Source organism: Streptomyces sp. NPDC099050 (assembly GCF_044759865.1).
In the GTDB taxonomy this organism is placed as follows: Bacteria; Actinomycetota; Actinomycetes; order Streptomycetales; family Streptomycetaceae; genus Streptomyces.
The window spans coordinates 1-12193 of the sequence record NZ_JBIWAE010000031.1 but is presented as its reverse complement, the minus strand read 5'-3'; the positions used below and the strand labels follow the sequence as shown (position 1 = coordinate 12193).

Genomic DNA, 12193 nt, shown 5'->3' with positions numbered 1-12193 from the left:
GGCCTGCCGGCCGGGGGCCCGCCAGGCCTCGCAGGGCCCGCCGGACAGGGGCCGGCCCGCCTTCGTGCGCGCCCTAACCCTGTGCGGGAACCACCGCCACCGGGCACAGGGCGTGCAGGAGCACCGCGTTGGAGACCGAGCCCATCAGCAGGGAGTCGGCCCGCAGGCGGCGGCGGTGGCGGCCCACCACGATGAGTTCGGCGCGCTGGGAGACGGTGACCAGGCGGCCGGCCGGGTCACCGGGGGCGACGACCGCTGCGACGGTGACGTCGGGGTAACGCCTCGTCAGGTACGGCTGGAGTCACGTGCGTTGGTTCTCGGCGAGTTCCCGGGCCGCTTCGGTAGCCTCGCCGCCGGCGGTGCCCGGCGGGTGGCCGCCGCCGCGCTCCGCGACGAGGGAGCCGACCAGGGTGAGCGAGGAGAGCGGGACCAGGTGCGTGGAGACGACCTGGAGCACCGCGCCCCGGCGGCGGGCCTCCGCGAAGGCGGCGCACACCCGGCTGTTGGAGCCGAGCAGCAGGCTGGCGAAGCCTCCGAGCCCGCGCGAACCCATGACCAGGAGCTGCGCTCCCGCCGCGAGTTCGATCAGGGTGGCGGAGGGGGTTCCGTCGCGGGAGACACAGGTGACCGGCGGCAGGTCGTCCCGCCCGGCCAGCCGCTCCCGTACCGCGTCCAGTACCGGATCGCCCTCCCCGCCGGGCGGCGGTACGAAAGCCTCACCGTGGGCGTGGATCCGCGGGGCGTCGGGCCGTACGTGGGCCACGTAGAGCTCCGCCCCGCGCGTACGGGCGGTGTCGAGGGCCCAGTCCAGGGTCCTCAGGCTGTGTTCCGAGCCGTCCACGGCGGCCAGGACGGGGCGGGCGGGGCGGACGGGGGCGGCAGCGGCCGAGTTGGTCTGCATGTCTCCACCCTCCGGCGGGGCGGGACCGGCGGGCAGGGGCCGAAGGGCCTATTCCACGCGGTAGTCGGCCTTCTCCGCGAGCTTGCCGTCCTTGTAGCAGAAGCGCAGCACCGTATCGCCGTTCCCCGAGTCGGACAGGTACCAGGAGCACTGGCTGCCGGCGGGCACGGCGGGGCCGCCGCCCTTGAGGGCCGAGGTGACGAAGCTTTCGCCGGAGGGCAGCTTGGCGCGGACCTCGGCCTCGGAATCGCCCACGCTCACGGACTCGTACACCTTCTGGTCGACGAGGGTCTTCTCGGCCACGTCCATCACCTTGCCGACCCCGAAGAGCAGCGCCACGAGCAGCCCGATCCCCAGCACCCCGGCCACCGCACAGCCGATCAGACATCCTTTGCGTCGCGCCACGTCGAACTCCTCGTTCCTCTGGGTTCCTCTGTCTGCTTGTCCTCCCGACTCTCGCAAGCGGGATCGGCCGCTTCTGTTCTCCAAAGTCTCGGGACCGCGCAACGATCGTCGTTCGAGGTCGGACCGGGTGCGGCGTGTATACAGGGACGAGGACGATCATTCGGACGAAACGTGAGGAACCATCGTGAGCCAGAACACCGAGCCTCTGATCGTCGTCGGCGTGGACGGTTCGAACCACTCGAAGCAGGCCCTGCGCTGGGGCGTGGCCCAGGCGAAGGCCATCGGCGGCCGCGTGCACGCCGTGATGAGCTGGGAGTGGAACACCAATCCCTTCGGCGTCAGCCCGGCCGAGCAGACCGAGCTCGTCCACGCCGAGGACGCGGCCCGGCAGAAGCTCGCCGACACCGTGGCGGAGGCGGTCGGCACCTCGCCGGGCGTTCCGGTCTTCCGCCGGGTGGAGCAGGGCTCGCCCGCGCGGGTGCTGGTGGAGGCCTCGAAGGAGGCGGCGCTGACGGTCGTCGGCACCCGCGGCTACGGCGGGATCAAGGGCGCGCTGCTGGGCTCGGTGAGCCAGCAGGTGGTGCAGTACGCGGCCAGCACGGTCGTCGTGGTCCGCGAGGACGGCTCCGCCTGAGGACCCCGGCCCCGGTCGGGGCCACCGCCTGGGCCGGCGCCTAGGCCGGCGCCGCGCTCAGGTCCGCCGGGTCGGTGTTGGCCCCGCAGAGCACCACGGCGACCCGCTCGCCGAGCGGCCCGGGCGCGGTGCGTACGGCCGCCAGGGCGGTCGCCGCGCCCGCTTCGACGACGATGCGGTGCTCGTCCCAGAGCGCGCGCCGGGCGGCGGTGATCGCCGCGTCCGGGACCAGGACGGACACGGCGTTCGGCTGCCGCACAGCGGCGAGCGCGTCCGCGGAGACCCGGGTGGCTCCGAGCGAGTCGGAGGCCACCGAGTCCACCGGGACGTCCACGGGCCGGCCGGCTTCGAGGGCCGCGTTCAGGGCCCGGCAGTTCTCCGGCTCGGCCGCGACGACCCGTACGCCGTGTTCCCGCGCGGCGGTCGCGATGCCGGCGAACAGCCCGCCTCCGCCGACCGCGACGACGACCGCGTCCAGGCCGGGCAGGGCGGCGCGGATCTCGTCGAGCAGGGTCCCGGCGCCCGCGGCGATCAGCGGGTGGTCGTACGCGTGGCTGCTCAGCGCCCCGCTCCCGGCCGCGAACTCCCGGCAGGCGGCGAGCGCTTCGGCGTACCGGTCGCCGACGAGCCGGACGTCGGCCCCGTAGCCGCGCAGCCGCTCCACCTTCACGCGCGGGGCCGTGGCCGGCAGGAACACGGTGGCGGGCACGCCCTCGGCGCGGGCCGCCCAGGCGCAGGCGAGCCCCGCGTTGCCTCCGGAGGCGATGGTGACCCCGGCGCCGGTGAGGCTGCCGGCGGCGCGGTGGGCGGCGAGGAAGTTGCGGGCTCCGCGCGCCTTGAAGGAGCCGGTGTGCTGGAGGTGCTCCAGGGCGTACGAGATCCCGCCGCCCGCCGGTATCACCGCGACAGGCCGCACGGCCCCGGCGATCCGGGCGGCGGCGGCGCGCACGGCGCCGTAGTCGAGGGGCACCGCGTCGAGGGGCACCCCGTCGAGCTGCACCGTGTCCGGCTGCTGATCCATGAACCCGCACTCCTGTCGTTCGAAACTCTCGGAAACGCTCGGAAACTCTCGGAATCGTTCGGAACCGTCAGAGCGGTTCGGCCCCGCCCTCAGGCTCCGGCGGGCCGGTTGGCCTCGATCAGCTGCCGCAAGGCGCCGTAGTACACCTCGTGGTCGGTCAGCGCGGGCAGTACGTCGGCCAGCCCGCCCGAGAGCACGGGGAACTCGGCCGGGTCCAGGGCGGCCAGCGCCCCCCGCGAGGCGGCGGTGGCGGCGGCCGGGTCCCGGTGGTCGACGAAGGCCGCGCTGCCCAGGGTCAGCAGGTACATCCGCCGGTAAGCGGTCATCGCCTCGGCGGCGGTCATCCCGGCGGCCACATTGTCGGCGAGCGCCGGCTCCACGAGCCGGGCGAGCAGCTGCCGGCCCAGCCAGGGGCGGCCGCCGCGCAGGATCATCAGCCCGGGGTGGTCCGCGAGAAGCCGGTAGAGGGCGCCGAACCGCTGCTCGGTGGCTTCGGCCCAGCCCACCGCGGCCGGGATCCGGGGCAGCTGCGCGGCGAGGTGCTCGGTGCAGAGGTCGAGCAGGCCGGCGAGGTCGGTGCACCGGCGCTGGACGGTGGCGTGCGAGACGTCGAGCCGCTCGGCGAGCGCGCGGAAGCTGAGCGCGGCGGGTCCCTGCTCGTCGAGGATCCGCAGGGCGGCGGCGGCGATCGCCTCGGGGGTGGCACGGTCCAGGGCGGCTGATCTTCTCGGCATGGGATACACCGTATCAGCCGCTGTCACATCCGTCGTAACAACCGCCGTACCGAACACCGTACCGTACGACGTATCAGCCGCCGCCTGCGCGCTCGACTACACCCATATTGCTGGTCATTGATCAATAAACCGCGACTTATGTTGACAGCGGGTAGTCACACCGCTCCACTGAGCCCTCGACAGCCCCCACGTCAAGGAGACTCCGTGCCGCCTCGCCTGCGTGCGTCGCTCCCCTGCCTGACCGCGGCCGCCCTGCTCGCCCTCGCGCTCTGTCCCGCTCCGGCGACGGCCGAGCCCCACGCGACGTCGGACACGCCGCTCGCGCTCACCCCGCCCATGGGCTGGAACAACTGGGCGCACTACATGTGCGACATCGACGAGGCCAAGGTCGTGGCGAACGCGGACGCGCTCGTGGCCACCGGCCTGGCAGCCAAGGGCTACGACACCGTCACCATCGACGACTGCTGGATGACCAAGAGCCGTGACGCGGACGGCAATCTGGTCGTCGACACGCAGAAGTTCCCGCACGGGATGGCCTGGCTCGGCGCGTACCTGCACGCCAGGAAGCTGAAGTTCGGCATCTACCAGGACGCCGGCTCCCTCACCTGCGAGCGCTACCCCGGCAGCGGCTCCCCCGAAGGCGGCGGCCCCGACCACTACGCCCGCGACGCGCGGCAGTTCGCCTCCTGGAAGGTGGACTACGTCAAGATGGACGGCTGCAACCTCTGGGTGCCCGAGGGCAAGACCAAGGAGCAGGCCTACCGGGACGCCTACAACTCCGTGGCCAGGGCCCTGCGCGGCAGCGGCCGGGACATGGCGCTGTCCGCCTCGGCGCCCGCCTACTTCCAGCAGGGCGAGTGGGGCGGATCCGACTGGCACAAGGTGATCGACTGGGTCGGCGAGACCGGCCAGCTGTGGCGCGAGGGCCGGGACATCAAGGTCTACAAGCCGACCGCCCCGGACACCTCGCGCTGGAGCTCGGTCATGGGCAACTACGGCTACAACCGCTGGCTCGGCCGGTACGCCGGCCCCGGCAACTGGAACGACCCCGACTTCCTGATCGCGGGCGCCCCCGGGCTCACCGCGGCGGAGAGCCGCAGCCAGGTCGGCCTGTGGGCCATGATGGCCGCGCCGTTCATCCTGTCCTCGCAGGTCTCCGAACTCTCCGCGGACGGGCTCGCCGCCCTCGGCAACACCGATCTGATCGCGCTGGACCAGGACCCGATGGGCCGCCAGGGCGCGGTGGTCTCCTCGAACGCCACCTTCGACATCCTGGTGCGGCCGCTGGCGAACGGGGACCGCGCGGTCGCCGTGCTCAACCGGTCCGGCGCCGCCCGCGACATCCGCGTACCGCTCGACGAGCTCGGGCTGGACTCCTGCACCGTCGAAGCGAAGAACCTGTGGAACGGTGAGACCCGCGAACTGTCCGACACCCTGACCGGAACGCTGGCCCCGCACGACACGGGCGTCTGGCGGCTCACCCCGCGCACCGGCTGCGCCGAGGCCGTACCGACCGGGCAGATCGCCGGCCGGGGCCCCGGCACGAGCGCCGCCTGCGCCGACGGGGCGAACACCACCGGCGTCGGCGCCGTCGTGATGGCCGCCTGTACGGGCGCACCCGACCAGCGCTGGACCCTGGGCCGGGACGGCAGCCTGCGCCAGGCCGGAGCGTGCCTGTCGGCGGGCGAGGAGGGCCTCGTGGAGCTGGCCGACTGCTCGGGCGACCGGCGCCACCGCGAGCCCGGTCAGAGCTGGACCCCCCGCCGCGACGGCGCCCTGGTCGAGGACGCGAGCGGACTCTGCCTGACGGCGCCCGCCCCCGCGACGGCCCCGGTCGAACCGGGCACCCCCGCCGAGCGGCTGCGGCTGACGCCCTGCGGCGACCACCAGGTCGACCAGGCCTGGGCCCTGCCGGTCTGACGGCCCGCCCCATGGGGAAGCCGACGAGGCACCAGACGAGGAAGCACCCACCCACCGAGCCGAGCGAGCCGGCCGCAGCGCCGCGGCCGGCCGAGACGAGGACGACGCGCATGCCGGTCCCCCTCCCACGACGCGGCCGGGCCGCCGCCCGGCGGGCGCGCCGCCGGATCACCCTGGCCGCGCTGCCCGCGGCCCTGCTCACCCTGACCCTCGCCGGGGCGGCCCCCGGAGCGACGGCCCCCGCGGCGGGAGCCCCCGCCCGCTCCCCCGCGCCGGCCGGCGCGGGACACGCCGCGACCCCGCCCGCTCCCCGGCCGCGGGTCTTCGACACCGCCCCCGCCCGGGCCTCCCTGAAGCGGCTGCTGCCGCGCCACGCGGGGCAGTTCACGCTGGTGTCCGACCCGGGATCCGGGCCCGACGCCTTCACCGTGTCCGGTACCGCCGGCGCGATCACCGTCCGGGGTTCCACCGGCGCCACGCTGCTCACCGGGGTCGGCTGGTACCTCCAGCACGTCGCCGGAGCCGACATCGGCTGGCCCGGAGACAGCATCGGCCTGCTGCCCGCCGAGCTGCCGGCGGTGCCCTCCCCGGTCACCCGCACCGCGCAGGTGGCGCACCGGTACGCGCTGAACGACACCGACGACGGGTACAGCGGCCCGTACCGCACCTTCGAGGAACACCAGCGGCAGATCGACCTGCTCGCCCTGCACGGCATGAACGAGGTGTTCGTCCAGGTCGGCGCCGAGTACCCGTACTACAAGGCGCTCCAGCGGTTCGGCTACACCGCCGAGGAGCTGCGGGAGTGGATCCCGGGCCCCGGTCACCAGAGCTGGTGGCTGCTGCAGAACCTGAGCGGCTTCGGCGGCCCGGTGTCCGAGGAACTGATGCGCGGCCGGGCCGAGTTGGGCGGCAGAATCGCCGAGCAGCTGCGCGGTCTCGGCATGACCCCGGTCCTGCCGGGCTACTTCGGGACGGTTCCGCCGGCCTTCGCCGGGCGCAACCCGGGTGCGATCACGGTCCCGCAGGGCGACTGGGCGGGCTTCGACCGGCCCGACTGGCTGGACCCGATGTCGCCGCCCTTCGCCAAACTGGCGGCCGCGTACTACGCCGAGCAGCGCGCGGTGTTCGGGGACAGCACGATGTACCGGATGAGCCCGCTGCACGAGGGCGGCCAGACCGGTTCGGTGGACGTGAAGGCGGCCGCCGGGGCGGTGCAGCAGGCCCTTTGGGCGGCGCATCCGGGCGCCCTGTGGGCGGTGCTGGGCTGGCAGGACGATCCGACCAAGGAGCTGCTGGCCGGGGTGGACACCTCGAAGCTGCTGATCCTGGACGGGCTCTCCGACCGGTACAACCGGCTGGACCGCGAGACCCGTTGGGGCGGGACCTCGTACGCCATCGGCTCGATCTACAACTTCGGCGGGCACACGACGATCGGCGCGAACACCTCGGTGTGGATCGACCGGTTCCAGTCCTGGCGGGCGAAGCCCGACAGCGCGCTGAAGGGCATCGCCTACCTGCCCGAGGCCACCGGCACCAATCCGGCGGCCTTCGACCTCTTCACCGACCTCGCGTGGGAGCCCGGCCCCGTCGACCAGCGGAAGTGGTTCGCGGACTTCGCGGCCCGCCGGTACGGGGCCCCGGACGCCCGGGCCGCCGCGGCCTGGGAGGAGCTGCGCAAGGGCCCGTACAGCACCTCCTCGGGGCTGTGGTCGGAGTCCCAGGACAGCCTGTTCTCCGCCCGGCCGAGTCTGACGGCCGTGGGGTCGGCCTACTGGAGCCCCAAGGCGATGCGGTATCCGGCGGGTTCGGTGCGCCGGGCCCTGGACCACCTGCTCGAGGTGGACCCCCGGCTTCGCGGCTCCAGCGCCTACCGCTTCGACCTGGTGGACACCGCCCGGCAGGCCCTCGCCAACCACTCGCGGGTGCTGCTGCCCCGGATCAAGGCGGCCTACGAGGCCCGGGACCTGGCCCTGTTCCGCGAGCTGACCGCCGACTGGGCTTACTGGGAGCGGCAGTTGGACGCGCTCGTCGGATCCGATCCGAACTTCCTGCTCGGCTCCTGGCTGTCGGCGGCCCGCGCGCACGGCGGGGACAAGGCCGAGCAGGACCGGTACGAGTACGACGCCCGCTCGCTCCTGAGCGTGTGGGGGCGACAGAGCACCAGCGAGGGCGGCTTCCTGCACGACTACGCGAACCGCGAATGGAGCGGCCTGGTCGGCGAGTTGTACGCCCGGCGCTGGGCCTCCTACTTCGCCTCGCTGGAGGAGGCCCTGGTGCGGCGCGCCGCACCGAGGGCGATCGACTGGCACGCCTTCGAGGAAGACTGGGCCAGGCTCACCACCCGCCACCCGGTGCGGCCGACCGGTGACCCGTACGTCCTGGCGGCCGGCATCGCCGCCACCCTTCCCGCTGTCAACTGACGTACACCCTGGGGGAGGTGGAGATCGCCCGATGAAGCGGCGCTCACCCTCCGGGGGGAGGCCCCCCACCCGCCCGGGGGACAACCGGGCCGACCGGCCGACGCTCTAGCGCGGCACCGGGTTCACTGAAGGACACTGCCGGAAACGGAGCAGGGGCGGTCACCGGAGCCATCGTCCGGCGACCGCCCTTTCCGACGCCCGCCATCGCCGGAAGGACGCCCGCCATGTCCGAGACCGACCCGCACCGCACGTCCGCGTCGCTGGAGCTGCTGGAGCTCCTCACCGGCGGGACCACCATGCCCGGCCCCGTACCCGCCGCCGCTCCCACCGGCCGGTTACGCCCGCCCGCGGACCGGGAGCAGCAGCTCCGGTACCGCTCCGCCCTGCGCGCACGGCTCACCGACGGGATCGTGGAACTGCGCAAGCGCCGGCCGCTCGGCTAGGACGGCGCGGCCGCTCGGATAGCACGGCCCGGCCGCTCGCCCCGGGCGCGCACCCCCGGTTCGGAGGCACCCTGGTACCTGGGGGTTCCATCCCACCGAGCGGGGCGGGCGGTGACTCAGCGTGATCCGTACGAGAGCGGGTCGGGCCCACGCCTCGGGCAGGGGCCGGTACGCGCTCGGCGCCGCCGGCGGACTGCTCGCCGCCTTCGCCGGACTGGCCCTGGCCCAGCTGGTCGCGGCGGCCGTCCGGCCCGAGGCGGCCCCGCTCACCGCCGTCGGCGGGGCCGTGGTCGACGGCACCCCGGCCGCCGTCAAGGAGTGGGCGATCCGCAGCTTCGGTACGGACGACAAGCTGGTGCTGACCCTGGGCATCGGCGCCGTGCCGGCCGTCGTGGCGATCGCGGCCGGGCTGCTCGCCGTACGCCGCCCGGCCGCGGGCACGGCGCTCGCGGCCGCCTTCGGTGTGCTCGGCGCGGCGGCCGCGCTCGGCCGACCCGGGGCCGCTTGGCAGGACGCACTGCCCTCGCTGGTGGGCGGGTGCGCGGCCGCCGGAGTGCTGTACCTGCTGGTCAGAGCCATCGCGCGGCCCCGTCTGCGGCCCTCGGGGGCCGACCCGCCCGGCGCCCTGGACCGACGGGGCTTCGGCCGCCTCGCCGTCGCCGTGCTGGCCCTGTCGGCCGGAGCCGGGTACGCGGGGCGGCGGCTCGGCGCCTTCCGGGACGCGGGAGCCACGGCCTCGCGGGCCGGTCTCGTCCTGCCGCCGCCCGCCGCGGCGGCCCCGCCGGTCCCGGCCGGAGCGGACCTGCGGATCCCCGGAGCCACCCGGTTCATCACACCCGTCCGGGAGTTCTACCGCGTGGACACCGCCTTGGTCGTCCCGCGCGTGAACGCGGGCACCTGGCGGCTGACCGTGCGCGGGGAGGGGGTCGCCACGCCCCTCACCCTCGGCCTGCGGGAGCTGCTGGCCCGGCCCCTGGTCGAGCACGACGCCACCCTGACCTGCGTGTCGAACGAGGTCGGCGGCCCGTACGCGGGCACGGCCCGCTGGCTGGGCGTGCGCCTCGCCGATCTGCTCCGCGAGGCGGGGGTGCGACCGCCGTCGCAGGGCGGCCGCGCCGACCAGCTCGTGGCCCGCTCGGTGGACGGGATGACCCTCGGCACCCCCGTCGAGACCGTGATGGACGGCCGGGAGGCGCTGCTGGCGGTGGGCATGAACGGCGAACCGCTCCCCTTCCGGCACGGTTTCCCCGTACGCATGATCGTGCCGGGCCTGTACGGGTACGTCTCCGCGTGCAAGTGGCTGCGCGAGCTCCGGCTCACCACCTTCGCCGCGTACGACGCGTACTGGGTGCGCCGGTCCTGGGCGCAGCGGGCCCCGGTCAAGACCCAGTCGCGCATCGACACCCCGCGCCCCTCCGCCGAGGTCGCGGCGGGCCGGGTGGCCGTCGCCGGGGTGGCGTGGGCGCCGCACCGGGGCATCGCGCGGGTCGAGGTACGGGTGGACGGGGGCCCGTGGCACGAGGCCCGACTCGGAACGCCCGACGGGAACGACACCTGGCGCCAGTGGGTGTGGCCCTGGGCGGCGGCTCCGGGCGGGCACACCCTGGAGGTCCGCGCCACGGACGGCGGCGGCGCCGTACAGACGGGGGACCGCGCCGGAACCCTCCCCGACGGCGCCACCGGATGGCACGCGGTGACGGTCCGGGTCCGGGGGTAGGGCCGGTCGGCCGTCCTCCCGGAGCGACCGCCGGTCGTGGTCCCGGGGTCAGGGTCCCGGGGTCCGGGTCCGGGGTCCGGGTCCGGGTCCGGGGTCCGGGTCCGGGTCCGGGGTCCGGGTCCGGGTCCGGGGTCCGGAGTCCGGGTCCGGGTCCGGGGTCCGGAGTCCGGGTCCGGGTCCGGGGTCCGGAGTCCGGGTCCGGGTCCGGGTCCGGGGTCCGGGAGTCAGGAGTCCCGGGGGTCAGGGCCAGCCCGTGCGGTGGCGGAGCCAGGTGAGCGTGGCGTCGGCCGTCCTTGCCTGGTGGCCGCGCAGGGCCGGGGCCGTGGCGGGCGGTGGCTGGCGCGAGGCCGCGGTCCAGAGTCCCGCCAGGCCCGCGGCGAACCCGGTCAGTGCCCCGGGAGCGGCGGGTCGGGGCAGCCGGGCGGTCGCCCGCTCGGCCTGGGCCGGGGTGTGCCCGCCGAGGATCAGCTGGGGCACCAGTACGGCGGCGTCGATCCAGGCCGCGCCGTGCAGCCGGTAGGACCAGTCGATGAGCACGACCTCATCGGCGGCGCTCCCGGCCGCGGGCCGGTGGAGCATGTTGGCGGTGTGCAGGTCCCAGTGGAGCAGGGTGTCGCCGCGGGAGGCCCGCCACCAGTCCCGCTCGATGGCCGCGAGCCGGTACAGGTGCCGGCCGGCCCAGGGGTCCAGGCCGGCGGGCGGGGCCGTGCGCAGGGCGGACCAGCCGGTGAGCCACGGTCCCACGACGTCCGCGACCGGCCGGGTCCCCCGGGCGGGTGACGGGGTGTGCCGCCGCAGGGCCCGGTCGACGGCGGCCACCGCCCGCGCTGTGCCGGTGGCTCCCGGAGCGAGGACCGGGTGGGTGCCCGGTACGTCCTCCAGGCACAGCCACCACCAGCCCCCGGACTCCTCGGGCGCCGCCGACCAGCACACCCCGGGGCCGGTGCCGGCGGGCAGGGCCGTGGTGACCGCGATCTCGTCCGCGTACCGGGGGGCCCAGGGGTGCCGGGCGTGGATTCCCTTGAGGAACACCCTGCGGCCGTCCTCCAGCAGGAGCCTGGACGCCAGTCCGGGGCTGAACCCGTCTCCGCAGGACCGGGCCCGGGCGACGCCCGACCCCAGTTCCCGTTCGACACGGGCCCGGACCTCGGGGTTCAGGGAGCCCCAGACGGGTCGGACGGTGGGCGCGGACATGCGCGGCTCCCCGGCGGGTCGGTCGGTTCCCCCGCTACTTCAGGGCCTTGGCGATCTCGGGAACGACCTGGTCCAGGGCGTAGGAGACGGAGAGGACGGAGTCGGTCGCGAAGGCCGAGCTGAGGGTCGACTCGGGCTCGAAGACGAGGTCGTGGCCGGCCTTGACGACGGGGATCTCCTTGAAGAGGGCGTCGTCCTCGGCCTTGGCGGCGGGCACGCCGATCGGCACCATGATCATGAGGTCGGCATCGAGCGTGTCCAGGTCCTCGCGGGAGATCTCCGTGAAGAAGGAGCCACCCGCCTTGGCGTCGACCTTCGGGTTGTTCTGGAGTAGGGCCGCCAGGGCGACGAGGCCCAGGGACCGCATGACCGTCGCGCGGTGCATGGGGCGGGCCGCGCCGGGAGTCGGGGCCGTGCCCGTGGTGCCGGCCGTACTCGCGGTGCCGGCCGTACTCGCGGTGCCGGCCGTACTCGCGGTGCCGGCCGTACTCGCGGTGCCGGCCGTACTCGCGGTGCCGGCGGGCCCGCTCGCCGAGGGATTGCCGGCGGTCGCCTCTTGGGCGTGGCGGTGTCCACGCATGCCTCACCTGTCCCTTTGCTCGGGCAGGCAGCGGCCGACCACTTTGCGTTCGAATGGAGTAAGGCGACCCTAACAACGCATGGTGGAGGCCCTTGCGGGCTTTGGTCCCCTTTTTCCGGCCCTTGTGCCCTAGACGAGTCATTCCGATGTGATCAGTGGTCGTAGGCGATCAAGGATCGTGTGACGGGTTGGCCGGTCTTGTGGTTGTGCCAGATCGCGGCGGC

Annotated in this window: 12 protein-coding genes; 5 read left to right on the top strand and 7 right to left on the bottom strand. The window is 74.7% G+C overall.

All coding sequences use genetic code 11. The annotated features are described in order from the left end of the window. Positions 1 to 73: 73 nt before the first annotated feature. From ACIQV3_RS35480 to ACIQV3_RS35470, 3 genes are read right to left on the bottom strand one after another with little or no spacing between them, the layout of a single operon-like run. Positions 74 to 289 (bottom strand): universal stress protein, encoded by a 216-nt coding sequence (locus ACIQV3_RS35480; protein ID WP_403720098.1) that lies wholly within the window; start codon positions 287 to 289, stop codon positions 74 to 76. Positions 290 to 301: 12 nt separating this feature from the next. Then, positions 302 to 901 (bottom strand): universal stress protein, encoded by a 600-nt coding sequence (locus ACIQV3_RS35475; protein WP_403719951.1) that lies wholly within the window; start codon positions 899 to 901, stop codon positions 302 to 304. Between the two features lie 48 nt (positions 902 to 949). Then, the gene (locus ACIQV3_RS35470; RefSeq protein ID WP_403719950.1) at positions 950 to 1306 is read right to left on the bottom strand and encodes a hypothetical protein; all 357 of its coding nucleotides are present in this window, start codon (positions 1304 to 1306) and stop codon (positions 950 to 952) included. Positions 1307 to 1490: 184 nt separating this feature from the next. On the opposite strand from ACIQV3_RS35470, the gene ACIQV3_RS35465 reads away from it, so the two are divergent. Beyond that, positions 1491 to 1940 carry a universal stress protein gene (locus ACIQV3_RS35465; protein ID WP_327303144.1) on the top strand — a complete coding sequence of 150 codons (450 nt, stop codon included), beginning with the start codon at positions 1491 to 1493 and terminating at the stop codon, positions 1938 to 1940. A 40-nt stretch (positions 1941 to 1980) separates the two neighbouring features. Here ACIQV3_RS35465 and ACIQV3_RS35460 read toward each other — a convergent pair whose 3' ends face one another. After that, positions 1981 to 2961 (bottom strand): serine/threonine dehydratase, encoded by a 981-nt coding sequence (locus ACIQV3_RS35460; protein WP_403719946.1) that lies wholly within the window; start codon positions 2959 to 2961, stop codon positions 1981 to 1983. A gap of 89 nt (positions 2962 to 3050) precedes the next feature. Next, positions 3051 to 3695 carry a TetR/AcrR family transcriptional regulator gene (locus tag ACIQV3_RS35455; RefSeq protein WP_403719944.1) on the bottom strand — a complete coding sequence of 215 codons (645 nt, stop codon included), beginning with the start codon at positions 3693 to 3695 and terminating at the stop codon, positions 3051 to 3053. 204 nt (positions 3696 to 3899) lie between these two features. Between ACIQV3_RS35455 and ACIQV3_RS35450 the strand changes: the two genes are divergently transcribed. The 4 genes from ACIQV3_RS35450 to ACIQV3_RS35435 all read left to right on the top strand — a co-directional run bounded on the left by ACIQV3_RS35450 (position 3900) and on the right by ACIQV3_RS35435 (position 10195). Further along, positions 3900 to 5615 carry a ricin-type beta-trefoil lectin domain protein gene (locus ACIQV3_RS35450; protein ID WP_403719941.1) on the top strand — a complete coding sequence of 572 codons (1716 nt, stop codon included), beginning with the start codon at positions 3900 to 3902 and terminating at the stop codon, positions 5613 to 5615. 110 nt (positions 5616 to 5725) lie between these two features. Beyond that, a complete protein-coding gene (locus tag ACIQV3_RS35445; protein ID WP_403719937.1) occupies positions 5726 to 8035 on the top strand; it encodes an alpha-N-acetylglucosaminidase in 2310 nt (769 codons plus the stop codon). A 224-nt stretch (positions 8036 to 8259) separates the two neighbouring features. Beyond that, positions 8260 to 8478 (top strand): hypothetical protein, encoded by a 219-nt coding sequence (locus ACIQV3_RS35440; RefSeq protein WP_403719936.1) that lies wholly within the window; start codon positions 8260 to 8262, stop codon positions 8476 to 8478. 121 nt (positions 8479 to 8599) lie between these two features. Beyond that, on the top strand, positions 8600 to 10195 hold the full coding sequence (locus ACIQV3_RS35435; protein WP_403719935.1) for a molybdopterin-dependent oxidoreductase: 1596 nt from the start codon (positions 8600 to 8602) through the stop codon (positions 10193 to 10195). Between the two features lie 240 nt (positions 10196 to 10435). On the opposite strand, the gene ACIQV3_RS35430 is transcribed toward ACIQV3_RS35435, so the two are convergent. Together ACIQV3_RS35430 and ACIQV3_RS35425 are read right to left on the bottom strand one after the other, a co-directional pair. After that, a complete protein-coding gene (locus ACIQV3_RS35430; RefSeq protein WP_403719933.1) occupies positions 10436 to 11389 on the bottom strand; it encodes a hypothetical protein in 954 nt (317 codons plus the stop codon). A gap of 34 nt (positions 11390 to 11423) precedes the next feature. Continuing rightward, complete coding sequence (locus tag ACIQV3_RS35425; RefSeq protein ID WP_403719931.1) at positions 11424 to 11969, bottom strand: hypothetical protein; 546 nt, start codon at positions 11967 to 11969, stop codon at positions 11424 to 11426. Between the last annotated feature and the right edge of the window lie 224 nt (positions 11970 to 12193).

What these genes read in the sequence shown, in the direction of transcription:
- ACIQV3_RS35475 (WP_403719951.1), bottom strand. Translation starts at nt 901, where the DNA reads ATGCAGACCAACTCGGCCGCTGCCGCCCCCGTCCGCCCCGCCCGCCCC.
- ACIQV3_RS35460 (WP_403719946.1), bottom strand. Translation starts at nt 2,961, where the DNA reads ATGGATCAGCAGCCGGACACGGTGCAGCTCGACGGGGTGCCCCTCGAC.
- ACIQV3_RS35455 (WP_403719944.1), bottom strand. Translation starts at nt 3,695, where the DNA reads ATGCCGAGAAGATCAGCCGCCCTGGACCGTGCCACCCCCGAGGCGATC.
- ACIQV3_RS35445 (WP_403719937.1), top strand. Translation starts at nt 5,726, where the DNA reads ATGCCGGTCCCCCTCCCACGACGCGGCCGGGCCGCCGCCCGGCGGGCG.
- ACIQV3_RS35440 (WP_403719936.1), top strand. Translation starts at nt 8,260, where the DNA reads ATGTCCGAGACCGACCCGCACCGCACGTCCGCGTCGCTGGAGCTGCTG.
- ACIQV3_RS35430 (WP_403719933.1), bottom strand. Translation starts at nt 11,389, where the DNA reads ATGTCCGCGCCCACCGTCCGACCCGTCTGGGGCTCCCTGAACCCCGAG.
- ACIQV3_RS35425 (WP_403719931.1), bottom strand. Translation starts at nt 11,969, where the DNA reads ATGCGTGGACACCGCCACGCCCAAGAGGCGACCGCCGGCAATCCCTCG.